A 25,554-nucleotide genomic window follows, 5' to 3' on the forward strand; every position below is an offset into this window, starting at 1 on the left:
TAAATGACAACCGAAATTAAGGTTCCCGTTTTACCTGAATCTGTTGCTGATGCAACCGTAGCTACTTGGCATGTTCAAGTAGGTGATAAAGTTTCACGTGACCAAGTATTAGTAGATATTGAAACTGACAAAGTTGTGCTTGAAGTACAAGCTGTCGTTGATGGAGTGATCACTGAGATTTCTCAAGCCGAAGGCGCAACAGTATTGGGCGAGCAAGTAATTGCAATCCTCACTGAAGGCGATGCATCAGCTGATGTTTCAGCTCCTGCAGCGGCAAAACCTGCAGCAGCGGCAAAATCAGCTCCTGCGGCGGCAACAGCAGTGAAAGTTATCGACATCATCGTACCGGTTTTACCTGAGTCTGTTGCTGATGCAACAGTTGCTACTTGGCATGTTGCTGAGGGGGATACAGTTTCTGTTGACCAAAACTTGGTTGATATCGAAACGGATAAAGTTGTTCTAGAAGTTGTTGCTCAAGACAATGGTGTGATTGGTAAGATAATCCACGTCGAAGGTGACACGGTATTAGGTTCACAAGTTATTGGCCAACTTAATGCGGGCGCAACAGCAAGTGCTCCTGCAGCTACTTCAGAAGATGCGATTAGCTCTGATGAATTAGCTAGCCCTTCTGTTCGTCGTTTAATGACAGAAAAAGGCTTAACAGCTGCTAATGTTAGAGGTACAGGTAAAGGTGGACGTATTTCTAAAGAAGATGTTGAAGCAGCGGCTAATAAACCTGCAGCTCCAGCTCCAGCGGCAAAAACTGCTGCTGCGACGCCTGTTGCACAAGATTTAGGCGAACGTACACAAAAACGTGTACCTATGACACGTTTACGCAAGACAATTGCCAAACGTTTATTAGAAGCTAAAAACTCAACGGCAATGCTAACAACGTTTAACGAAGTTAACATGAAGCCAATTATGGATCTTCGTAAGCAATATAAAGATCTTTTTGAGAAGACGCATGATACGCGTTTAGGCTTTATGTCATTTTATGTTAAAGCGGTTACTGAAGCATTGAAACGCTTTCCAGCGGTTAATGCATCAATCGATGGTGACGATATTGTTTATCATAACTTTTTTGACATCTCAATTGCTGTTTCTACGCCGCGTGGCTTAGTAACACCAGTATTACGTGATGCAGATCAATTAGGTATGGCAGCGATTGAAAATGGTATTCGTGACTTAGCAATAAAAGGTCGCGACGGAAAGCTTTCAATTGAAGATATGACCGGCGGTAATTTCACGATTACTAACGGTGGTGTTTTTGGTTCACTACTTTCAACACCTATTTTAAACTTACCGCAAGCGGCTATTTTAGGTATGCATAAGATCCAAGACAGACCTATGGCTGTTGATGGAAAAGTTGAAATACTTCCTATGATGTACTTAGCACTTTCTTATGATCATCGTTTAATTGATGGTAAAGAATCTGTTGGCTTTTTAGTGGCAATTAAAGACTTGTTAGAAGATCCAACACGTCTACTTCTTGATATATAATCGAGAAGTTTAAATCTTTTGATTTAGACTATAGTATTAGCTCTGGGGACTTTGTTCCTTAGAGCTTTTATACTATAATCGATCAACTTTTTTCGATGATAGCGAATTTTATTTATATTTATGATTAAAATTAAGATTTTACTCATATTTATAACTAAGAACAGCTGTCATTATCATTCACAGATAAATGGAAATACACCATGAATTTGCATGAGTATCAAGCGAAACAATTATTCGCTGAATATGGTTTACCAGTTTCTGAAGGTTTCGCTTGCGATACACCTCAGGAAGCGGCAGAAGCGGCTGATAAAATCGGCGGCACTATGTGGGTTGTTAAAACTCAAGTTCACGCGGGCGGTCGCGGTAAAGCTGGCGGCGTTAAGCTAGTTAAATCTAAGCAAGAAATCAAAGATTTTGCTCAAAACTGGTTAGGTAAGAACTTAGTTACTTACCAAACTGACGCTAACGGTCAGCCAGTTGCTAAAATTTTAGTAGAAAGCTGTACAGATATTGCTAACGAATTATACCTTGGTGCTGTTGTTGACCGCGCTAGTCGTAGAGTAGTATTCATGGCCTCTACTGAAGGCGGTGTTGATATTGAGAAGATTGCTGAAGAAACGCCTGAGTTAATTCACCAAGCTGAAATCGATCCACTTGTTGGTGCTCAACCGTACCAAGCTCGTGAATTAGGTTTTAAGTTAGGTTTAAACCCGACGCAAATGAAGCAATTTGTTAAGATCTTTTTAGGTCTTGCAAAAATGTTTGAAGATTTCGATTTCGCTTTATTAGAAATCAACCCGTTAGTTATTACTGACGAAGGTAATCTTCACTGTTTAGACGGCAAAATTGGTATCGATGGTAATGCTTTATACCGTCAACCTAAAATGCGCGCGTTCCATGATCCATCTCAAGAAGATGAACGTGAAGCTCATGCTGCACGTTTTGAATTAAACTACGTAGCCTTAGACGGTAACGTTGGTTGTATGGTTAACGGTGCAGGCCTAGCAATGGGTACTATGGATATCGTTAATTTACACGGCGGCAAGCCAGCTAACTTCCTAGATGTTGGCGGCGGAGCAACGAAAGAACGTGTTTCTGAAGCATTCAAAATCATTCTTTCTGACGACAACGTTAAAGCTGTTTTAGTTAACATCTTTGGTGGCATCGTACGTTGTGACATGATTGCTGAAGGTATTATCGCTGCAGTTAAAGATGTAGGCGTTAAAGTACCTGTAGTTGTACGTTTAGAAGGTACAAATGCTGAAGAAGGTCGTGAAGTTCTTAAAAAATCTGGCTTAGATATCATTGCTGCTGAGTCATTAACTGATGCAGCGACTAAAGTTGTAGCAGCTGCGGAGGGCAAATAATGTCTATCTTAATTAATAAAGATACTAAAGTAATCTGTCAAGGTTTTACCGGTGGTCAAGGTACATTCCATTCAGAACAAGCACTTGAATACGGTACACAAATGGTCGGTGGCGTAAGCCCAGGTAAAGGCGGTCAAACGCATTTAGGCCTACCAGTATTTAACACAGTACGTGAAGCTGTAGAAGCAACTGGCGCAACAGCAACAGTTATTTACGTTCCAGCTCCTTTCTGTAAAGATGCAATTTTAGAAGCAATTGATGCAGGCATCGAGCTTATCGTTACTATCACTGAAGGTATTCCTACTTTAGATATGGTTGACGTTAAAGCTAAGCTTGATCAATCTGGCGTTCGTATGATCGGTCCTAACTGCCCAGGTGTTATTACTCCTGGCGAAACTAAGATTGGTATCATGCCTGGTCACATCCACAAGCCTGGTAAAGTAGGTATTGTTTCACGTTCTGGTACGTTAACGTACGAAGCCGTTAAGCAAACAACTGATGCAGGTTTTGGCCAATCTACTTGTGTAGGTATTGGTGGTGACCCGATCCCAGGAACTAACTTCATCGACGTATTAGAAATGTTCCAAAATGATCCACAAACTGAAGCAATTGTAATGATTGGTGAAATTGGCGGAACTGCTGAAGAAGAAGCGGCTGAATATATCAAAGCACACGTTACTAAACCTGTTGTATCTTACATTGCTGGTGTTACTGCACCAGAAGGTAAGCGTATGGGTCACGCTGGCGCGATTATCGCCGGTGGTAAAGGTACTGCTGATGAGAAATTTGCAGCATTAGAAGCGGCTGGTGTTAAAACTGTTCGTTCTTTAGCTGATATCGGCGTAGCACTTAAAGAAAAAACAGGTTGGTAAGCTAGCGCTGCTAATTTGTAATTCTTAATAAAACCCCGCATTCTCGCAAAGAGATTGCGGGTTTTTTATTAATACGTGTTGTGCTCAATATTCAGATAATTCAATGCAACTGAATATTTTTCCTGAATGTAGAGAACAACATTAAACCATTCAACATCAAGCGACAGTAATCTAATATTACTTTAATATAAACAGATATCAGTTAAACCTTACCATATTATTTTTCTATACTTATTTTTCTCTTTTTGAAAATACTTAATCCATTGTTGATTGTAGGCTTAATAAACTTTCGTGCTTGAATATGCATTTGAGATATAGCGTAAATGCACTCATCCATCACTAAGTGTAAATCAATTTTTTCTCCAAAATTATCAAGTAGTTTATTTCGAACATCTTTTTTTTTATTCCACTATCGTCATACTGAATTTGTTTCAGTACCCACTCTCGTCATACATAATTTATTCCAGTATCCACTCTCGTCATGCTGAATTTATTTCAGTATCCACTCTCGTCATACATAATTTATTCCAGTATCCACTCTCGTCATACTGAATTTATTTCAGTATCCATTATCGTCATACTGAATTTATTTCAGTATCTGGGCTTTGAATTGTTAAGGTCGAGATCCTGAAACAAGTTCAGGATGACGGAGTACGGGTTCAGGATGACGGAGGTTGGGTTCAGCATGATGGCGTTTGAGTGCATACTGAATTTATTCCAGTATCCATTATCGTCATGCTGAATTTATTTCAGTATCCATTATCGTCATGCTGAATTTATTTCAGTATCTGGACTTTGAGTTGTTAAGGTCGAGATCCTGAAACAAGTTCAGGATGACGGAGTACGGGTTCAGGATGACGGAGGTTGGGTTCAGAATGATGGCGTTTGAGTGCATGCTGATCTTATTCCAATATCCACTCTCGTCATGCTGAATTTATTTCAGTATCTGGGCTTTGAGTTGTTAAGGTCGAGATCCTGAAACAAGTTCAGGATGACGGAGTTTGGGTTCATACTGAATTTATTTCAGTATCCACTCTCGTCATGCTGAATTTATTTCAGTATCCACTCTCGTCATACTGAATTTATTTCAGTACCCACTCTCGTCATGCTGAATTTATTTCAGTATCTGGGCTTTGAGTTGTTAAGGTCGAGATCCTGAAACAAGTTCAGGATGACGGAGGTTGGGTTCAGGATGATGGCGTTTGAGTGCATGCTGAATTTATTTCAGTATCCACTCACGTCATGCTGAATTTATTTCAGTATCTGGGCTTTGTATTATTAAGGTCGAGATCATGAAACAAGTTCAGGATGACGGAGTACGGGTTCAGGATGATGGCGTTTGAGTGCATGCTGAATTTATTTCAGTATCCACTCACGTCATGCTGAATTTATTTCAGTATCCACTCACGTCATGCTGAATTTATTTCAGTATCTGGGCTTTGAATTGTTAATGTCGAGATCCTGAAACAAGTTCAGGATGACTAAGTAAGGATTCAGGATAACGGAGGTTGGGTTCAGGATGATGGAATTTGGGGTCAGGATGACGGAGCTTGAGTTCATGCTGAATTTATTTAAATATCGATTCTCGTCATATTAGAAAACACTCACTTTAATTTACCAGCTTTGGTTTTGTTAAAGGGTTTGATTTTCAGGAGGCTGACTACTCCCAAAGAGGGGTGAACGCCGAAGCCTCTTTGAGCACAAAGAGCGCTTTTGCATAAACTAGCATTAAACCATATCGTAATCCCCAAGCCGTTATTCCATAATTTTTTTATACGGAACTTGTCAGATAACTGGTATGTTAATTAAGTCGTCCAATGTTAAATCCTATTTTTATTTATTATTAACATCAATAATTACACTAAGGTTGTTAACTGTTATTTAATTATGTGTTAACATTTTTGCTCTATTGAAGGGAATTCGATACGACAAAGATTGTTTGATTCTATTTCCCTTCTAAATTTTAAAAGGAAAGTAAAATTGAAGTATGTAAATCTAGTGATGATAAGCGTTTCTTTATGTTTATTAACAGCATGTTTAGAAGTAGAAAACGACAATAATAACGAAGATGTAGTGCAAGCAATCCAAGCACAAAATGAAATTCTTAGTGGCACTAACAATTCTATCAATCCTGGTACTCCTGCCGCTTCTGTTACATTAACGGGTATCGTTGTTAATGCATTGGATAATCAAGCTGTATCAACCTCGAACATTACAATTATTGCCGCTGATGTTGTTCTCGTCGATAGCGTTAGCTTCAACGGTGGCGAGTTTAAACTAGAAAACCTTCCTGCTAATTCTGATATTGAAATGATTATTGAAAGTAGCAATAATGAATTTTTATCACGTACATATTTCATTAATACGGGTTATTCAAATGCAGTCAATACGGTCAATGATTTAGATCCATTTCAAGTTTCTACAGCTAAAGATATGCAAATAACTGTTATTAATAAAACATCAGGATTGCCTCTTACTGGATTAGCATTTAAGGCTTCGTCTCATTATGGGACTAGTTCAAGATCGAATAAGTATCAACATCACTCGACTTATAATGAAGCCAACGGTGTTTACCATATCACCATACCAAAGTTTCTAAATACTATGGTTAGAGCCAACTTAGATCTCAATAAAGATGGTGAAATAGATTATAACCCTGAGTTAAATAACAACATTAATAGCAATGATTTATATTTTTTATCATCGAATACTGATGAATCATTAACGCTTTATGTTGAAGAAAAAATGCCGTTAACAGAGATTGAATTTCGCATTACAATGATTGATGCAAGTGCGAATGTTATTTTAGGTGCTGAGTTATTCTCAACAGATTCTGCGGGTACACAGACGACTTCTACTTTTGATGCTGCAACAGAACAGTATGTGATTTCAGCAATGTTTGGCGATTACTCACGAGTAGAAATCCCTTCATTTATGGCAAACGATATCTCTTATCAAAGTGCTTCAATATCACTGAATAAGAACGATGATGAAAGCTTAAGAGTCAACATTTCAGGTGCTTTAGAAAACTGTTGTTATAATATCGCTAATACTGACGTTGTTGAGTTAGCGGTTATGCCAAGAGTTGTTACTAATGATAGCTCTTCTTTAGAGGTCGTTATTGCGGCAAATGAAGTAAATTATATCGATAAAAGTTTCAGTGTATTCTACTCTCAAGCTATTACCGCATCAGCAAGTAGCCTATCACTTACTAATACTTCTGGTTTTACCGTTGTTAAAGGTAATGATTCATCGACTGATGTTATTTTACCCGGTACTACAGTTGTTAGTGGCATGGTAGATATTCCTGTTTCATTTGAGATGAGTTTAAATGACACCAAACTTACGATTACGCCGGTTAACTCTTTGCCTAAAGGTCAAAATTACCAATACAATGTCGGTAACTTAGTTGTGAAGTCTACAGAAAAATCTGTCGATGTTAATAATGATTCACTTTCGTTTTATATCGAAAATAATGATGACTTTGATATTAATGACGTACATTTAGATAACAATAATTTTACCAGCAACGGAAATGCGATTACTCTCTCCAATTCAGCGGGTGATAGTTCTTCACCTTCAAATTATGATCGCAGTGTTTATTTATATCTACCATCATCAATTGAAACGTTACAAAGCTTTTCAATGCGTCTTTACTCGGTAACAGAAGACGGCGTCAGTTATAATTCAGTAAGAAATTTTACTCTTGTTAGAGATAGTAATACTTATAATGTTTCACCATTGGGACTAGTCAAACTTGCTGAAAATGAAACATTAATTACCGAAAGTCTTCAAACGTCGATTGAAACAGGAACCGCTCAATCAGACAATCAGAAAGTTTACCGCGCCTCAACGTCTATATACGCTTCTGATGATTTAGATAGCTCGGAAAATAGTCTAACGTTTGAATATGCTTATCAAACAAAAGCGGGTGACATTGTTACGGGTACTATTAATATCCCGGTACAATAAATATCAATGTTGATTATTTTATATCAGTAAGTTTAGTCTGATTAATTCACCTTTAAAACCCGCTATCTAGCGGGTTTTTTATTTTAAAGCTAGCTTGTCTTGTCGCCGCTTTAGTCTTGTGAATAAAACACTAGGTCAGAGTGAAAAATATTACGTGTTGTTCATTGCGTAAGTCTCTAATATGCAACCTAGAGTATGAAAAGGTAGGCCTATGACTAAACCACGACTCGCATGACGCGAAGTCATGCCTTAGCTAAAACGAGTATCACGTGACCGGTCTAGTTAATCGAACAGTAGGCTTTTATGTTTAAATTTTGCCCCGATTGTTAACCTTTTGCGATATTGTTATGTGCCACTAGATAGCTATTATATCTGACTGAGCAAAGTATGCCGGGCCGCATTTTAAGGTTTTACTTGTCATTTTACCCGCCAATTTATATTATGGTCCTATCGAATAGGCTCTGCATAAGTAAAGTTTTCAAGAAAAACAAGGAGGTCGTTACCAAAAGGATTATACTTTATAAGCATTAATTTGAAGGTGGTAGTCCAAGTGAAAGTAATATTCAGTCTTTATTTTTTACTTATTGGTATATGCTTCATTTTGATGGTATCTCCAAATGTACTTGCTCACTCAATAGTTACACCTACTAATATTTCATATGATAATTCAGCCATTAATCCAAAGCATAGTTATCTATTACTGCCTAAAGCTCTCCACTACAATTTTGCTTCTATTGAATTACTGATCGAACAAGAAGTCGGTCGGATTGTTTTACCTCAAATTTATAAAAATATTGGAATAGATATTACTATTACGCCTTTACCCGCTAAAAGAGCGGAATTGTTAGCGAGTATCGGCCAAAGTGATGGCGAAATAATGAGAATTTGGTCCTACGCAGATGAGAACAAAGAAATGATCAGAGTTCCTACTCCTTATTATTCTTTGCAAACTATGCCATTTAGCCTAGCAAGTAAGCAGCTCAATATTGTCAGTAAAGATGATTTAAAAAGATATAAATTGGCCAAAATTAGAGGTGTAAAACACACCGATAATATAACGAATGGCTTAAGTAATGTTGTCGAAATGAATAGCACTGAAAATATGTTTAAAATATTACAAAGTGGCTTAGTTGATGTTGTCTTGACCAATACTATAGACGGTCAGCTAATCTTGAAAAAGTTGGGTTACCAAAACATAATTCCTGCAAAAAAGCCATTAGCTGTTTTTCCTCTTTATCATTATATACATCAGAAAAATAAAAATTTGGTTGCTCTTATTAACCAAGAAATAATGCGTCTGCAACAAAGTGGTGAATTAGAAACGTTAATTGCCTTAGCTGAAAAGCAAGTCATCAGTTTAAACCACCAATGATTGCTATATGCAAACTCTGTTAATTACTATCGTTCTTAAATCCTTTCTCAATACAACTCACTAACGTCTTCATTTTATGTTTTTTTTGCCGATGTGGTGGTATCCTGATGTGCTTATTTTTAAGATAATTAAATAACTTTAAAAGGATGTAAAATGAAATTTTCATTAAAAATACCAATAATATTAATGCTTTTTATCAGTAGCTCTGCCTTCTCTGCTAATGAAGTATTGATCAATGCGCAGCAAGTCAATAAACAGTGTTTATCGAAGCAATGGCATAAAAAAAATCTACTACAACTCAAAGAAGATAAATTTACCCTTGAAAACAAAGCAGATAAAGAAGCTTTAGCACTACAATTACTGGCTTGTTTAGCAAGCCCAGATGCTGAAATAAGAGATGGTGTCGCTTTTGAAGCATTAAGTTATTGGTTGCGAAACGAACACCTTAGCCAAGCAATACATATTAAAATTTTTAACTACTTAACTCGTGTTTTAGAATCGAAAGTAACTGACACCTTTGGTGTCTATCAGTCATTCTCAATCTTGGTATTAGCTGAAGTGGTTCGTGTCGATAGGCACTCACCTTTTTTAACCGCTGACCAAAGAGACTATTTAGTCAATGTCGGTACGAGTTTTTTAACTAATGTAAAAGATTATCGCGGTTTTTCAACTAAAACTGGCTGGCAACATAGTATCGCTCACGCTGCAGACCTTATGCTGCAATTGGCGTTAAACCCTAAAGTTAACAAAGCGCAACTCGATAAGATACTGGTCGCTTTAGCTAGCCAACTTACTGCTAATGATCAACATTCATATATTCAAGGAGAGTCAAAACGTATCGCTATGGCTGTTATATATGTTTTTTTACGAGAACAATACTCTGCTGATGATTTTAACCTTTGGCTTATTAAAGTGGTTGATCCTGCTCCTTTCAATCAATGGCAAGATGTTTATCAAAGTGAACAAGGGTTAATTAAATTACATAACACACAGAGTTTTTTATACGCGTTATATGCCACAATAAAACCCAGTAAGAATAAAGTATTAACTGAAATGTCTACCTATTTAGAGCAAGTGATTAAAGCGACTAAATAACGTCAATTTGTATGGTTTAATGGTAATTTCAATCAATATAAAAGCAAAGACAACTATTATCATCAATGATTTTCGTAATAACAACAATAGCTAAACTCACGGAGTGAGCGTTTAATGAATACTAGAATTAATAAGAATACTTATATAATCAAAGAGCATGTTGGCCTATTTAAAGCGGCAAATAATTACGACATTTATGATCCTGAAACAGGGGATATCATCATGGAATGTCGAGAGCCTAATTTAGGCTTTTTTACTAAAATGCTGCGTTTCACTGACTACAAAACCATGACACCTTTTGATGTTCAAATACGTACGCCTGACGATCAGCGTATCATCCGAATTCAGCGTGGTATCTCTTTATTTATTTCAAAAGTAACTGTTTTTGATTGTGACGGTAATGCGGTTGGTTACTTTAAACAAAAATTATTTTCAATCGGTGGAAAATTCGATATCTTTGATAACCAAGACCAACTTGTCTGTCAGTTAAAGGGCAACTGGGTTGGTTGGAATTTTCGCTTTATGGATGGCAATGATGAACTTGCTCATATATCGAAAGAATGGGGTGGCATAGGTAAAGAGTTATTTACCAGTGCAGACAATTACGCATTAGAAATTTCTGCTGATGTTCCTGAAGATCACCCGATTAGAAAGCTGATCCTTGCTGCCGTAATGTGTATTGATATGGTTTTAAAAGAATAATGCTAAGAGGAAACATTTAACAATGGCTGTTATTACTTTTGTTAGTCAACTTGCCCAGCAAGAGCAGGATGCTTGGTTAGCGCTATTATCAACTAAGCTGCCAAATGAAGCAATTAAGCTTGATAAAGACTTGTCTGTTGAGCAAAAGCTTCAATGCGAAATCGCTATTGTTGCTAATCCAGATGCTAATATCTTGTCTCAATACCCCAAACTCATATGGGTACAGAGCCTATGGGCAGGGGTCGATGCGCTAGTTTCGCAATTAAGTGATAATAAACCAACGCCAAGTTTTAAACTTGTGCGTTTAATTGATCCAATATTAGCGCAAACCATGAGTGAGGCGGTCTTAACTTGGGTGCTTTATTTACATCGTGATATGCCAAAATACTTACAACAACAAAAATCAGCGCAGTGGCTACAACATCGCTATTTACTGCCACAAGAGCGCACCTTAGGTATTTTAGGTTTAGGTCAATTAGGTAAGTTGAGCGCGTTACGTTTGCATGAAAATGGCTTTAATGTGCTTGGTTGGAGTCAAAGTGATAAGTTAATTAATGGCATTACATGCTATTCAGGAGACGAGGGATTAGTGACTATGGTTAGGCAAACAGATATCTTAATTTGTTTACTACCACTTACTTCAGCGACCTACCAACTCATCAACGATGATCTGCTGACAAACCTACCGCAAGGCGCCAGTATTATTAACTTTGCTCGAGGGGGTATCGTCGCTAATCACGACCTTATTAATCACTTAGCCAATGGCAATCTTGAACATGCAATTCTAGATGTTTTTGAACAAGAGCCTTTAGATAAAAGTGATGATTTATGGTCGAATGAAAAAATAACGGTTCTTCCCCATATTTCTGCGCCGACACATTTTGAAAGTGCAGGTGAAATAGTGACCAAGAACATTAAACAATATCGAAGTAACGACCAGATACCTTTTTATATTGACTGGAATAAAGGCTATTAATATTTTTGATTAGCGATTTACTATTACCATCATTTTTGACGGCAATAGTAAGCTATTATTGAGCCGTGAGTCTGACTAATGCGACTTAGCCATCGGCATTAATCGTCGCAATAAGTTCGGCAAGGCAAGCTTCATTTTGATCATGTGGAACTTGACAGGTTCCCGCCGCATTATGCCCACCACCATTGTATTTCAACATAAGTTCACCGACATTTGTTTTTGCACTGCGATCAAAAATAGATTTACCGGTAGCAAAAACAGTATTTTGTTTTTTAAGCCCCCACATAACATGAATTGAAATATTACATTGTGGAAATAAGGCATAAATAACAAAACGATTACCCGAGTAAATAATTTCTTCTTCTCTTAAGTCCAGCACAACTAAGTTATTGTGTACGGTTGCACAGCGCTTAATTTGCTCTTTAAATTTTTCTTCATGCTCAAAATAAAGATCGGTGCGTTCCTTAACATCAGGGAGTGCGAGTAATTGGTCAATGTTGTGATCTTTACCAAAATCAATTAAGTCCATCATCAGTTCATAGTTCGAAATCCGAAACTCTCTGAAGCGGCCTAAACCTGTGCGTGAGTCCATAATGAAATTAAGTAATTCCCATCGCTTGGCATGCAAAACTTCTTCTTTATTAAATTGTGCTGAATCACCTTTATCTACCGCTTCCATCATGCTTGTCCAACTTGCGGGGAAAGTTTCTAGGCCACCGTAGTAGTCATAAACAACGCGAGCAGCTGAAGGCGCATCAGGGTCGATAACATGGTTATCTCGTTTTTTATTACGAAGTGTTTCACTATGATGGTGATCAAAAGCGATATGAACACCGTCAACATAAGGTAAGTTGGTGGAAATATCATCTGGCCCAACCGCTATCTTTCCGTCTTGCATATCTTTGGGGTGAACAAAGAGAATACCGTCAACTAAATTAATATGTTTGAGTAAAATAGCACAAACTAAACCATCAAAATCACTACGTGTTACTAAACGGTATTTTTTATTATCCGACATTTATTATCTCCATTATATAGATTTTTACACTCTGTTATTTAACACTATATTGTTTATATAAGCATAATTAAAGTAGATTAATGCGCGGAATCAACTTTAAGGTTAAATAAAGTGCTTTATGTGTAGATTATTTTATTTATGATTCTTTTATCTCGATTCTATTTGAAAAGTTTATGCCTAGGTTTAATTTTCTATGTATTGCTCTCGCATTAACCTAATGAACAAACCAAGCTGTAAGTCATTTCAGACCAGTTAGCATCCTCCTGCACGGCTTCTTTTAAAATAATGACTTGTGATCGGCTCTATATTTTTGCTTAATACAAGGGTAATCTTACTGGAATAGCTTTATGAGTCTCTGCAAAACTTGTTATATCTGCTTGGACGTTATTCATACCTAATTGGGAGAATATACAAGATATTGTATGATTTGAGAGATTGATAATGGCTACGTTTCTGATAAGAAATAGAATGTTGAGTATAGCTTAGATTGAGCAAAGCACCGAAAAATTTAAGTAAAGTAGGAAAAAAGAAACAATTGAATATCGTTGCATTTTTCCTATTTATTTTGAGGTTATGCGGCATTTAACCAATGAGAACGTTGACTATATGGCCGCATTATATATTGATCTATTATCCCGCTTCGGTTGCTAATATTTCGCGAATATTTATTGTTTGCTGATATTGTACAAAATTCATTTCTTGTGACGTTCTGGCAAGTACAGCCATGCGATCGGCGAGCTCATTACCTTCAATATTCGCGTGACCTTTAACATGAGTAATAGCAATATGTTTTTTAATTTCTTGATAGAGTGTATAGCAAACCTTGACTAACTCTGGATTTTTAATCGCTTCGCCATTTGCTTTTTTCCAACCTTTATTTTTCCATCCTGTTGCCCATTTCGTGATGCTGTCGATGGAGTATTTTGAATCAGACAGTACTTGAATGGTTCTACCAGGATTAGCTTCAATATAAGCTTTCGCCAATTTAAAGGCTTGTAACATTCCAATTAACTCAGCGGTGTTATTAGTACCATTGGCGTTATAGGCACCATACCAAAGGCTATGAATTTCACCTTGATGATAAACAGCGACACCAGTCCCTGATTTTCCAGGGTTGGGCGAACACGCACCATCACAATAAATATCGATATTAGCTTTAGTGACTTCACGATCGCTGCGTACTGTGCTGCCAGCAGGTTTTGCTGAAGCTGTTGCTCGACTCAATGATGAACTTGCGGTTTTAGCCGCAGCGGGGTATTCAGCTCCGTTGCGTGGTGGTGTTTTTAAGGATCGCTGGGTTAATGCTTTGGTGTAAGTTGACTTAAAAGCGGCTTCTGCTTCAACTTGTGAAGGAAACCCCATAAATTGAGCATCAGCACGCCCTGATGTTACGGATTGAACCGTTGTCCAGTTGTCAAAGACACCTGTTTTTGATCCTTTCCAAACCACGTAATATTTTTTACTCATTATGCTACTCAGTTTATTTTAGTTTGTTCTTGGCAGATAACGACCATATTAATAAAACGATACCAGCGATAAAAAATGGAATACTCAGCATTTGCCCGGTATTTAACGCCCAAATCGACTCATAAGCAGCTTGTTTAACTTTTACTGACTCAATTAAAAATCGAGCGGTGAAGGTTAATATTAAAAATAAGCCTAATAATGAACCCTTAGGCGTTTTATCTTTTGATTTTTTATAGATAAAGAAGAGAATAATAAAAATCAGTAAATACGCAATCGCTTCATAAAGTTGCGCAGGGTGGCGAGGTATATTATCAATACGCGCGAAAATAATAGCCCAAGGCGCATCACTGGCAACGCCTAATATTTCAGAGTTAACAAAGTTAGCTGAACGAACAAATACACCAAAGAGTGCGGTACAAATAGCTAATCGGTCGAGCAGCCATAAATAGTTTTCTTGATACTTTCTTGCGTATATACCTAATGCAATAATAAGTCCTAAACCGCCGCCATGGCTAGCAAGACCACCTTCCCAAATGGCCAGTATCTTTAAAGGATTAGCAAAGTAATATTGAGGATCGTAAAAAAAACAATGGCCTAAGCGAGCACCAATAATTATACCAAATACAGAATACATCAGTAAGTTGTCCAGAGCCTCTAGGTTTTTGTGCTCTGTTTGATACACCCATTTCATCACCTGTAAACCCGATATGATAGCGGCAGCAAATAGCGCGCCATACCAATGAACGCTTAAAGGACCTATAGAAAGTAAAACTGGATCAATATCCCAAATAAAATGTTGCAATGAAAAAAACCTTATTTATACGTATGCAGTGATTGAGTTGTTGATGAACAACAACCATAAAGTCGCTATTATGTCAGTCAATTAGCGATAAAACGAGAGCAAAGTTGTAATGAAAAATTATAGTTTAGGTAAGAGCGAACTCCAGTCATCACGATTAATCTATGGTTGTATGCGAATTGCAGGTGATCAATCAGTTAATGATATCGATAAAGGCAAACGTGCGGTGCAGAGCGCGATTGATGCAGGCTACAATCATTTTGATCATGCTGACATTTATGGTGGAGGGGCAAGTGAACAATTATTTGGTGAATTGTTAAAGCAATTACCGCACTTACGAGAAAAGATGATCCTTACCTCCAAAGCAAGTATTCGTCCAAAAAACAATGAAAATACTTATGCGCCAACACGCTATGACTTTAGCAAAACATATATTTTATCGAGTGTAGAAGGTTCTTTAAAGCGTTTGCATACCGAGCAACTCGATCTTTTCTTATTACATCGCCCTGATTATTTATTTGATATTAATGAAGTCGCCGAAACCTTTAAACAACTCAAAGACAGCGGTAAAGTTGCGCATTTTGGCGTAAGTAACTTTAAACCCTCACAAGTAGCGATGTTACAAAGTGCATTAGATTTACCGTTATTGGTGAATCAGATAGAAATTAATATTCATAATGTTGATGCGTTAAATGACGGCACTTTGGATCAATGTCAACAAGATAAACTATCGCCAATTGCCTGGTGCCCGTTAGGTGGTGTTGCCTACTCTGCATGGGGGAATACCTTTTCAGTTGAAGATGAACAACGTATCGCCGAGGAGTTAACTTCGCAAGCACAAGTGTATAACTGTCAACCTTGGCAAATTATTCTTGCTTGGTTACTAAAACACCCCGCGAAGATATTTCCTATTATTGGTTCGACCACACCAGAACGAATTATTGCTGCAAAAGTAGCACTAGAGCTTAATTATAGCCGTGAAGATTGGTATCGATTATTTGAAGCGAGAAATGGTCAAGCTGTTCCCTAGCGAGGAAGGTGAATCGATATTGAATCGTTTTTCTCGCTAACTAAAGTCAGCGGGTAATTATACAACAGTATTTATTTATCGTTTATCGGTAAAAATAGATTGATAAGCATGTTTTTTCTGCTACATTAGGCTTATTGAATAAATTTAGGTTATAAGTTTTATGTTAGCGCATCATAGGATCAGCAAAGTAAGTAAAATAGTTAGGGCACTCGTTGCGCTATTTGTTGTTATGCAAGTTTTCAGCTTTACATTTTTATTACTCTTTGGGGTTAATAATGAAGGCACCTTTGAGCTAACTGACAATTTTTCATTTATTTCTTCAGCGGCCAATATCGACTTTTCAGGTAGTTGGGAAAATTTAGCGTTAGCCTTAACCGATGAAGGTTTTAACGCTTTGCTTATACTAGGCAGTGCAGATTTGTTGCCAAGCCTTTTAATTTATTGGTCTTTGTTTAAGTTATTTGGTTTATATCAGCAGGGTTTAGTATTCACTGTCGCCAATATTCAATGCATTAAAAATATTGGTACTGTGCTATTAGCTTGGATTGCCTTAAAGCTTCTTTATCCGATAGTGGTGACCTTAGTATTACGATTTTCAGGAGCTTCTGATACGTTATCGTTATACATAAGCTTAGGCTCTGATGAGTTAAGATTTTTATTAATTGGTTTAGTGATATACGTGATAGCTTGGATAATGAGCGAAGCGACTAGCTTGCATCAAGAGCAGGAGTTAGTTATCTAGTGGCTATGATTATAGAACTGGACGTTATGCTAGCAAAACGTAAAATGAAATTAAACGATCTTGCTTTGTCAGTAGGCATAACGCCACAAAACTTATCTGTACTTAAAAGTGGTCGAGCAAAAGCGATACGGTTTTCAACGCTTGAAGCCATTTGCCAAACACTAGATTGTCAGCCAGGCGATATTTTACTTTATGAAAAAGATCAATAAACAAGGAATGAAGATGAACAAATCTATAGCGATAATGATTACCTGTGGAGCCTTAGTGAGTCACCTAGTAAGCTTTTCGGCAATAGCAACTGATGAGGAATCGTATGCTTTTGTTGGTTTTGGTCTAAGCCATTATGATAATTTAGCTAACTTAGCCTTAAGTGAGACTCAAATTGATCTTGTTCCTGAAGTTTATCTTGGTGTAGGTAAGCGTTATCAATTGAATGACGACTGGCAGCTAGCGACAGAGGTTTCAATTCATTATGCCAAAGCACATTTTAGTGGCTTAGCTGAAAATGTTGACGCCAATCATTTATCTAAAGAACGGCAAGTTTCTTCGGGTAATTATCAATCACTGGGATTATGGGCAACTTCTCGTTTTAACTATGTTAGCTTAAGTGATAATGTCTCACCATTTATTGAACTAGCCCTTGGCGCGGTGCAAACGAACCAGAGTGCACTTTTTGGTGAAGAAAAAAATCAGCAGATTGCTTATAAAGCAATCGCTGGTCTAGAGTTTGAGGTAGCTGAAAAAATGACTTTTTCTATTGGCGTTGGTCTTTCAGACAACGATGACCACCTGTAAATAAGTTGATACTATTATTGGTATCGCTAAGATTGAGCTGCCTTGTTGGTGGCTTTTTTTCTGTCTTTAATATAGTAAAACCAAGTTACTGCAAAGAGTATGGCAATAAAGGGCATACTCGTAAGAACTACTGTATGCCAACCCGCTTTAAATAAAACCCAACCAGCGAGTAACGATGCAGTTGCTTGTAAACCAAAAATAATAAAGTCATTAATTGCTTGTACTTTGTGTCGTTCACTCGGCTTATAACTTTGCGGCAGTAAGGTTGTACCAGTCAAAAACAAAAAATTCCAACCTATGCCTAATAAAATCAGTGCCCACCAATAGTGCATAACCTGCTCGCCAGAAAGTGCCACAACAGCGACTAACGCATAAATCACTGTGCCAATTAACATTAAGCTTTTCAAGCCGATTCTTTTTACTAACCAAGCGGTAAAAAGTGAAGGGATAAACATCGCGGCAATATGGCTTTGAATTACCCATTTTGTCTCGTGTAAGCTATGACCGCTCATCTGGTGCATGCTCAAGGGGGTTGCTGTCATTAAGTAACTCATTAAGGCAAAACCAATAGCCGCTGATAATATTGCAATAATAAAAATAGGTTGTTTGATAATTTCACTCAATGGGCGAGTGTCGCCCACTTGTTGATGAGATTCAATCTGGGTGTTTTTAAAATTCAGCATAATAATCATCGCACAAACGATTAATCCGGCTAACACTAAAAATGAGCCAGCATATCCATAGGGAGATGCTAACCAATCTTTCGCGACTACGGTTATTTCAGGGCCTAGAAAAGCGGAAAAAATGCCACTTAGCATTAAAATCGACAACACGGTTGGAATATCTTTATCGTCCTTAATACTCTCAATTGCTGCAAAACGTAATTGCTGGATAAATGAGGTACTAATACCAAAGAGTAAACCAGCAAAGACAAAGAGTTCAAAGTTAGCAATAAGTGCAGAGACCATTGCCGTTAAGGTCGCAACTAAACCAACACTATAACCGGTAAAAATCGCAAAGCGGCGACCTTTATTTTTTGCCAACATAGCCGCAGGAATAGCACCACAGGCTACCCCTAAAATCATCACGGTAACGGGGAGGGTCGCTAAAGAAGGATCACTTGCCATACGGGTCGACAATATACCGCCAATAAAAACAATCACCGGTGATGCCGCCATAACAAGGGGTTGGGCAATAAAAAGCAGCCAAATGTTTTTAGGTAAAGTGAAATATCGTGATAAGAAAAAAGCGCTGACAATGAGTAAGGCTAAGGTAATAAAAATATTGGATAACATAGCGATTCGTTTTGATAATTATTCTTGGACTATCATAGCGTATTATTTTTAGTGACGAGAGAATAATTTATCTTGGTTTTTATGCTTCAACTGATAAACTGCCTGCGTTGAAAATTAGCTAAACATTGTTTTAAGGTTGTTATGAAATTTAGTCCACTGGTTCAAGAATTAATCAATTCACTTAAATGTTTACCGGGTGTTGGCGCTAAATCGGCGCAGCGTATGGCGTTTCATTTACTTGAACGTAATCGTATTGGCGGCGCTAAGCTTGCGGGTACATTAAAAGTGGCGATGGAAAATATTGGTCATTGTTCACAATGCCGAAATTTTACTGAAGATGATACCTGTGAAATTTGCCAAAGTGCTAAGCGGCTTATAAACCAGCAGCTCTGTATTGTTGAAAGTCCAGGTGATGTTATTGCTATAGAACAAACCGGGGAGTTTCAAGGACGTTATTTTATTTTAATGGGGCACTTATCGCCGTTAGATGGTATTGGACCCGATGATCTTGGCTTAGATATATTAGAGAAACAACTGGCGACAGATCAGTTTAAGGAAATTATTTTAGCAACCAATCCAACGGTTGAAGGAGAAGCTACCGCACATTTTATTGCCGAACTGGCTAAAAAATATCAAGTGGTTATTTCTCGAATTGCCCATGGTGTGCCTGTTGGTGGTGAACTTGAATATGTTGACGGTAACACCTTATCTCATGCTTTATCAGGACGTAAGAGCTATTCATTCTAATCTTGAGTAAATTTATGCATTGAACACATATTCAAAGCATATTTTTAAATTTATTTTACCTAAGAAACATCACATTCCCTTGAAATAATTTCTCTTAGCCCCACATGTTATCTATCAACGTGAGCATCATATTTGCATGTTCTCTTTTAAACACCGATAAATGTAGGATATATTTCAAATGTCAGAAACAGGCCAAAAAGAAAATCATCAGTTTGCAACTGATAACGCTAAATTACTTAAATTAATGATCCATTCACTTTACTCAAACAAAGAAATCTTCTTACGTGAGTTAGTGTCAAATGCGGCCGATGCTGCTGACAAACTTCGCTTTAACGCACTATCAAATGCTGATCTATACGAAGGTGATGGTGATTTACGCGTACGAGTTAGTTGCGATAAAGAAAATAATACGCTTACCATTTCTGATAATGGTATTGGTATGACGCATGATCAAATTATTGATCATTTAGGTACTATCGCTAAATCAGGTACGGCTGAGTTTTTCTCGCAACTTTCTGGCGATCAAGCTTCAGACTCACAACTTATTGGTCAATTTGGTGTTGGTTTTTATTCAGCATTTATCGTTGCAGACTCAGTAACTGTGCGTTCTCGCGCTGCTGGTGTTGATGCATCCGAAGGTGTTGAATGGACAAGTGCTGGCGAAGGTGAATTCACCACAGCTAAAATTTCAAAGACTAATCGTGGTACCGATATTATTCTTCACTTAAAAGAAGAAGAGCAAGAATACGCTGACGATTGGCGTTTAAAATCAATAGTCACTAAGTACTCAGATCATATTTCTGTTTCTGTTGAAATGCTAACACCAGCAGTTCCTGGTGTTGAAGCCGTTGCTGAAGTTAAAGATGACGAAGACAATGTTACTGTTCCAGCTGCTGAAGCCGTTGCTGAAGTACCTGCCAAATGGGAACCTGTCAATAAAGCCACTGCATTGTGGACTCGTGAAAAATCAGAAGTTTCTGATGACGAATATAAAGAATTCTACAAGCATGTATCACATGACTTTGGCGACCCACTTGTCTGGGAGCACAATAAAGTAGAAGGTAAAACTGAATATACATCATTACTTTATATTCCAAGCAAAGCGCCATTTGACATGCATAACCGTGAAAAACAACATGGTTTAAAACTCTTTGTTCAACGCGTATTTATAATGGACGACGCTGAACAGTTTATGCCTACATATTTACGTTTTGTAAAAGGTTTATTAGATTCAAATGATTTACCGTTAAACGTTTCTCGTGAGATTTTACAAGATAACAAAATTACCCAAGCGATCCGTAAAGGCTGTACTAAACGCGTACTTAAAATGCTTGAAAAACTAGGTAAAAAAGACAAAGAGCAATACCAGTCATTTTGGAACGAGTTTGGTCAAGTATTGAAAGAAGGCCCAGCAGAAGATCAAGGTAATAAAGAGCAAGTTGCAAACTTATTACGCTTTGCCTCAACAGAGCATGATACTGCGGTTCAAAGTGTTTCAATTCCTGAATACGTAGAACGTATGAAAGAAGGACAAGAAAAGATTTACTATGTTGTTGCAGACAGCTTTGAAGCGGCTAAAAACAGCCCTCATTTAGAAGTTTTCCGTAAAAAGGGCATAGAAGTATTATTAATGTCTGACCGTATCGATGAATGGTTAGTGAGCCACTTAACAGAAGTTGATGGCAAGCAATTACAATCGGTCACGCGTGGTGGTTTAGACCTAGGTGATATGGAAGATGAAGAGTCAAAACAAGCACAAGAAAAACTTGAGCAAGAGTTTGATTCTGTTGTTACCCGTATTAAAACATCATTAGCTGGTAAAGTGAAAGATGTTAAATTGTCGCAACGTTTAACTGATTCTCCAGCTTGTATCGTTGCCGATGAGCACGACATGAGCAGCCAAATGATGAAGCTTATGCAATCAGTTGGACAAGAAGTACCTGACGCATTACCTATCTTCGAAATCAATGCAGAGCATGAGTTAGTAAAACATGTTGCTAATGAAACTGATGATGAAAAATTCAATCAGTGGACGCAAGTATTGTTTGAACAGGCGATGTTAGCTGAGCGTGGTAGCTTAAAAGACCCAGCAAGTTTTGTTGCACGTTTAAACAAATTAATGTTGAGCCTTACTAAGTAAGCTTTTAATATTTCTTAGTGTACAGATTAAAAAAAGGAGCTTCGGCTCCTTTTTTATATCTAATTCAGTCTACTTTATTTGTGGCTTTATTTAACAGTGTTTGTAGTTGCTCAACACTTTTATAACCATGACTCAAGGAATATTGGTCACCGCGAACGATCATCACCGCTGGAAATCCTCTAAAAGTAAGCTGCTCACCTTTGTTATCTTTAAGATCGTCAAAAACAAAACTTGAAAGCATAAAGTTGATAGTTTCTCTAACAGGAATAAACTGCTCATTCAATATTTTAGCAAGAGCGGGATCTGTAAAAACATCTTTTTCCATTGCTGCACAGGTTGTACAAAAGCGCATTTTAGCAAAGACAAAAATTGGTTTTGTTGAGTCCATTGCACGCGCGTCTTGATAACTATGCCATTCAACTTGAGTGGTATATAAAGTTGATGAAATACCCGCATAGAGGCTAGGTATTAAAATAATGGCGGCAATTATTGCGATAAAAAATTTATTCATGGGCTTTTCGATAATATAATTGAACAAGTACCCACTAGACCCACTATCTAAGTATATGCTTTCATTTGAGTTCATTAATTTAAAGCTGAACGTTAATACTCAACGCAATATCAAGATGAACGCTAGCAGAGCCTGTTATTTTGACCTATAACAATTATCTTATCTCACCATAAAATTGGCATTATCGTATCGGTTATTTGCAGCCTAAAGGCATTAAAAGTTAACTAAGCATGTAGTAACCATAAGTTACCTCTCTCTATAGGTAATGGCGTTAATTTTTAAAGTTCAGTTATCAATATCACTGGCTTTATTGGTCTGGGCACTTGTTAAAAATTTTTGCAATAGTGTATAAATTTCCTGAACGTCAATGGGCTTGCCTAAACAATCATCAAATCCTGCTTGTCGGTACTTTTTAATATCGTGGGCCATAACATTCGCCGTTAAGGCAATAATTGGGATATTTGGATTGCTTTTTTTAATCGCCTTACACGCTTCAACGCCATCCATATTTGGCATTTGAATATCCATAAAAATTAAATCAGGTATTAGTTTGCCGATTTCTGCTATTGCCTCTATGCCATCATTTGCAATACGAATGTTTGCTTTAGTCGGGCGTATAACAGCATTAAATACTTTTTGATTTATTTTGTTGTCTTCTGCCAATAGAATATCGAATCCCTGTGCCTGTGGGGCTTGCGTTTTTTTCAATGCTAACTTGCTATGACTTTTCAACGTAGTTTTCTTTAATGGCAATACCACACTAAAAATAGAGCCAACATTTTCTTCACTAATGACGTTAATGTCACCCCCCATCAAGTTTGTTAATTGCTTGGCAATAGACAGACCTAGACCCGTACCACCATAATTTCTTGTTGTGGAAGTATCTGCTTGTTCATAACGGATAAAAAGTTTTTTAATTTGAGCTGGTGATAATCCAATTCCCGTGTCTTTGACTTCGAAAACCACTTTCTCATCTTTCTCCATAAGCGTTATGCTAACTTCACCTTTAGGGGTAAATTTAAGCGCATTAGAAATTAAATTTACAATAATTTGTCTTAACCTTATCGGGTCCGTTAACCAGTAAGTACAAAGATCTTCTTCTATAGTAAAAATTAAGGTAATACCTTGTTGCTCTGCTAAAAAAGACAGTTCTAAAATAATAGATTTGAACAGTTCACCAATGTTGGTTGGCAGCGATTCTAAGCTAATATTGTTTGATTGGATTTTAGATAAATCTAAAATATCATTAATAATTGTAATGAGATTTTTAGAGGAAATAATGCCGATATCAACTAATTCTTTTGATGAGTCAGATAAATTTTCTTGTTTTAATACTTGTAGTGAGCCTAAAACACCATTCATTGGTGTGCGGATCTCATGACTCATGTTTGATAAAAACTCGCTTTTAGCTTGATTCGCCTTTTCAGCTTTCATCGTTGCTTTTTCCGCATCTATCTTAGCTTCTATTGCCAATGATTTTGCCTCACGCAAACCGACCTCAGCTTTAACTCTTGTTTCTACTTCATGTTTTAGTTTTAAATACATTTTGTATTGAAAGATAACTAAGATAAAAATAATAAATAATACCGTCGCCAATGTGATACTGGCTTGTTCAGACTTCAATAACAGTTGTTCGACAACTATTCTGCTTTTTTGTTCTTCATCAATGACTTTCTTGAGGGTATTCCTAACATCAATAATATTATTTTGCTGGTTGGTTTTTATTGTTAAGTATTTTTTCCACCAAAATTTATCTTGCAAAGCTTTTGCCTTGCTATAGTCCTTACTGTTAAAGGCGAGTATTGATTCAATTTCTATAAATTCATCAGGGGTAGCTAAGTCGGGTTGAGCATCAAAGTAGTGCTTCGCTACATCGAAATAATACCGTGACATTTGCTCGTTTTGTTCAGTTGCATAATAAAATGACAAGACAGTATTTAACCAAGCCTGCCAAAATTCATCATCAGTGGTAACTGATTTGATATAGCTTATTGTTTCAGTAGGAACATTTTCTTTAAGCCGTGCTTTATTATCTAAGTAGGCTAATAAAAGTAGCACTTTACTGCTTTCATCTGTTTCTTCTTTGGCTAGTTTTAGTAACTCATTAGCCACACGATTGGCAATAATAATTTCGTTAACACCGGTTAAATGCCATTGTAAATTATATAGAAAAGACGCTTTATTAATAACGTAATTATGTTTGTTTGATGAGCGTAATAACCGTAGAGTTAAATTAACATATTCATTTGCATCTTTAGAAATAGCAGAGAGTGCCCAAAGCATGGCAAATTCTTCGAAAGAATAATTTGATTGTCCTATTATTTTTTGCAGGCTATTACGCAGTATCTGATTTTCTAAAATAGGAAAATCTTCTCTAATAGCTGTCATGGCTAAGGCTATATCATAATGAATTTTTGCGTGCTTGCTTATTAATGTTGGGTAAAGTGTACTTAATTTTTTATGTGCGACGTCGGATGAGTCTTGTAAGTTTACTTCTCCGACGATTAAATAAATAGCGGCAATATTTTTCGCACTTTTATTTTTAATCTGCTCGGCTAAAATACTGAGACGTTGACTACAAATTTTTACCTCACTGTATTGATCGGCAAACATGCTATAAACACAAGATTGAATCAATAAGTTTATTTTTTGGTTATCGTTATCAATACTGGCCAGGCGAGGCAATAATTTTTCTTGAAAATAGTCTGTTGAATATTGTTGTTGGTTTAACAAACTTATTATTTCATCGACATCTTCACCCACTATGTCTTGTGCAAGAACAGAAGTTATCGTTAATAAATTCGCGACAAGGCAAAATATAATAATAAAAAAAGAGTTTCTACAACATCTATGTATCTGATTCATTGCTGCTTTCCATAAGGCTGATCGCGGAACTACTTATTATTACCACATAAATTTATATAGTTAATACTGTAAACAAGCAATAGGGGTAACCACCTAGAAGCGGTTATTAAAAGTATGCTTAACGCTTTATTTTATATATAAAATATATTGAGTGTGAATAAATTAATTTTTTACACTCAACCACAATGACTGATCAGTAGGTGACAACGCAAGCTTTACCTTTACTGATCCTAATAAAGGTAATGCACTCAGTGTTTAATCGTTTTTTTGGCTGCTCTAAGCTACATGA

20 protein-coding genes are annotated in these 25,554 nt (G+C 37.0%); 14 read left to right on the forward strand and 6 right to left on the reverse strand.

Going from position 1 to position 25,554, the window contains the following annotated elements; translation table 11 throughout:
• The first annotated feature begins 3 nt into the window (after positions 1–3).
• The 8 genes from odhB to H4J56_RS07810 all read left to right on the forward strand — a co-directional run bounded on the left by odhB (position 4) and on the right by H4J56_RS07810 (position 11,856).
• Complete coding sequence (gene odhB, locus H4J56_RS07775; protein ID WP_182215423.1) at positions 4–1,500, forward strand: 2-oxoglutarate dehydrogenase complex dihydrolipoyllysine-residue succinyltransferase; 1,497 nt, start codon at positions 4–6, stop codon at positions 1,498–1,500.
• A gap of 200 nt (positions 1,501–1,700) precedes the next feature.
• The gene (gene sucC, locus H4J56_RS07780; RefSeq protein WP_070376200.1) at positions 1,701–2,867 is read left to right on the forward strand and encodes an ADP-forming succinate--CoA ligase subunit beta; all 1,167 of its coding nucleotides are present in this window, start codon (positions 1,701–1,703) and stop codon (positions 2,865–2,867) included.
• Positions 2,867–3,739: a succinate--CoA ligase subunit alpha gene (gene sucD / locus H4J56_RS07785; protein WP_070376201.1), complete on the forward strand. Its 873-nt coding sequence runs from the start codon at positions 2,867–2,869 to the stop codon at positions 3,737–3,739. Before sucC ends, sucD begins: the two co-directional genes overlap by 1 nt.
• Before the next feature lie 1,980 nt (positions 3,740–5,719).
• Positions 5,720–7,711 (forward strand): hypothetical protein, encoded by a 1,992-nt coding sequence (locus H4J56_RS07790; protein ID WP_182259141.1) that lies wholly within the window; start codon positions 5,720–5,722, stop codon positions 7,709–7,711.
• 550 nt (positions 7,712–8,261) lie between these two features.
• Complete coding sequence (locus H4J56_RS07795) at positions 8,262–9,083, forward strand: transporter substrate-binding domain-containing protein (protein ID WP_310733765.1); 822 nt, start codon at positions 8,262–8,264, stop codon at positions 9,081–9,083.
• 153 nt (positions 9,084–9,236) lie between these two features.
• Positions 9,237–10,178 carry a DUF2785 domain-containing protein gene (locus tag H4J56_RS07800; RefSeq protein WP_182259142.1) on the forward strand — a complete coding sequence of 314 codons (942 nt, stop codon included), beginning with the start codon at positions 9,237–9,239 and terminating at the stop codon, positions 10,176–10,178.
• Between the two features lie 114 nt (positions 10,179–10,292).
• Complete coding sequence (locus H4J56_RS07805) at positions 10,293–10,880, forward strand: LURP-one-related/scramblase family protein (protein WP_182215416.1); 588 nt, start codon at positions 10,293–10,295, stop codon at positions 10,878–10,880.
• Positions 10,881–10,902: 22 nt separating this feature from the next.
• Positions 10,903–11,856 carry a glyoxylate/hydroxypyruvate reductase A gene (locus tag H4J56_RS07810; protein ID WP_182215414.1) on the forward strand — a complete coding sequence of 318 codons (954 nt, stop codon included), beginning with the start codon at positions 10,903–10,905 and terminating at the stop codon, positions 11,854–11,856.
• 85 nt (positions 11,857–11,941) lie between these two features.
• Here the strand turns inward: H4J56_RS07810 and H4J56_RS07815 are convergent, their stop codons facing one another.
• The 3 genes from H4J56_RS07815 to lgt form a co-directional block, all read right to left on the reverse strand.
• A complete protein-coding gene (locus H4J56_RS07815; RefSeq protein WP_182215412.1) occupies positions 11,942–12,874 on the reverse strand; it encodes an exopolyphosphatase in 933 nt (310 codons plus the stop codon).
• A 630-nt stretch (positions 12,875–13,504) separates the two neighbouring features.
• Positions 13,505–14,341, reverse strand: coding sequence for a ribonuclease H family protein (locus H4J56_RS07825; RefSeq protein WP_182215410.1), 837 nt, complete (start codon positions 14,339–14,341; stop codon positions 13,505–13,507).
• 13 nt (positions 14,342–14,354) lie between these two features.
• Positions 14,355–15,143, reverse strand: a complete 789-nt coding sequence (lgt, locus tag H4J56_RS07830) for a prolipoprotein diacylglyceryl transferase (protein WP_070376208.1) — start codon at positions 15,141–15,143, stop codon at positions 14,355–14,357.
• Positions 15,144–15,252: 109 nt separating this feature from the next.
• Here lgt and H4J56_RS07835 point away from each other — a divergent pair, with 109 nt between their 5' ends.
• From H4J56_RS07835 to H4J56_RS07850, 4 genes are all read left to right on the forward strand, one after another.
• Positions 15,253–16,170, forward strand: coding sequence for an aldo/keto reductase family oxidoreductase (locus tag H4J56_RS07835; RefSeq protein WP_182259143.1), 918 nt, complete (start codon positions 15,253–15,255; stop codon positions 16,168–16,170).
• 160 nt (positions 16,171–16,330) lie between these two features.
• Positions 16,331–16,912, forward strand: a complete 582-nt coding sequence (locus H4J56_RS07840; RefSeq protein ID WP_070376210.1) for a DUF2975 domain-containing protein — start codon at positions 16,331–16,333, stop codon at positions 16,910–16,912.
• On the forward strand, positions 16,912–17,121 hold the full coding sequence (locus H4J56_RS07845; protein ID WP_070376211.1) for a helix-turn-helix transcriptional regulator: 210 nt from the start codon (positions 16,912–16,914) through the stop codon (positions 17,119–17,121). Before H4J56_RS07840 ends, H4J56_RS07845 begins: the two co-directional genes overlap by 1 nt.
• Before the next feature lie 13 nt (positions 17,122–17,134).
• Complete coding sequence (locus H4J56_RS07850) at positions 17,135–17,707, forward strand: outer membrane beta-barrel protein (RefSeq protein WP_182259144.1); 573 nt, start codon at positions 17,135–17,137, stop codon at positions 17,705–17,707.
• Between the two features lie 26 nt (positions 17,708–17,733).
• Here the strand turns inward: H4J56_RS07850 and H4J56_RS07855 are convergent, their stop codons facing one another.
• Entirely contained in the window at positions 17,734–19,002 is a 1,269-nt protein-coding gene (locus tag H4J56_RS07855) for an MFS transporter (protein WP_182259145.1), read from the reverse strand.
• A gap of 141 nt (positions 19,003–19,143) precedes the next feature.
• Here H4J56_RS07855 and recR point away from each other — a divergent pair, with 141 nt between their 5' ends.
• On the forward strand, positions 19,144–19,749 hold the full coding sequence (recR, locus tag H4J56_RS07860) for a recombination mediator RecR (RefSeq protein ID WP_070376214.1): 606 nt from the start codon (positions 19,144–19,146) through the stop codon (positions 19,747–19,749).
• Positions 19,750–19,927: 178 nt separating this feature from the next.
• Entirely contained in the window at positions 19,928–21,889 is a 1,962-nt protein-coding gene (gene htpG / locus H4J56_RS07865; RefSeq protein ID WP_070376215.1) for a molecular chaperone HtpG, read from the forward strand.
• A gap of 64 nt (positions 21,890–21,953) precedes the next feature.
• On the opposite strand, the gene H4J56_RS07870 is transcribed toward htpG, so the two are convergent.
• Together H4J56_RS07870 and H4J56_RS07875 are read right to left on the reverse strand one after the other, a co-directional pair.
• Entirely contained in the window at positions 21,954–22,400 is a 447-nt protein-coding gene (locus H4J56_RS07870) for a DUF255 domain-containing protein (protein ID WP_182243701.1), read from the reverse strand.
• A 285-nt stretch (positions 22,401–22,685) separates the two neighbouring features.
• Positions 22,686–25,265 carry an ATP-binding protein gene (locus tag H4J56_RS07875; protein ID WP_182259146.1) on the reverse strand — a complete coding sequence of 860 codons (2,580 nt, stop codon included), beginning with the start codon at positions 25,263–25,265 and terminating at the stop codon, positions 22,686–22,688.
• Positions 25,266–25,554 lie beyond the last annotated feature (289 nt).

The sequence above is a fragment of the Colwellia sp. BRX8-4 genome (assembly GCF_014077345.1).
In the GTDB taxonomy this organism is placed as follows: domain Bacteria; phylum Pseudomonadota; class Gammaproteobacteria; order Enterobacterales; family Alteromonadaceae; genus Colwellia_A.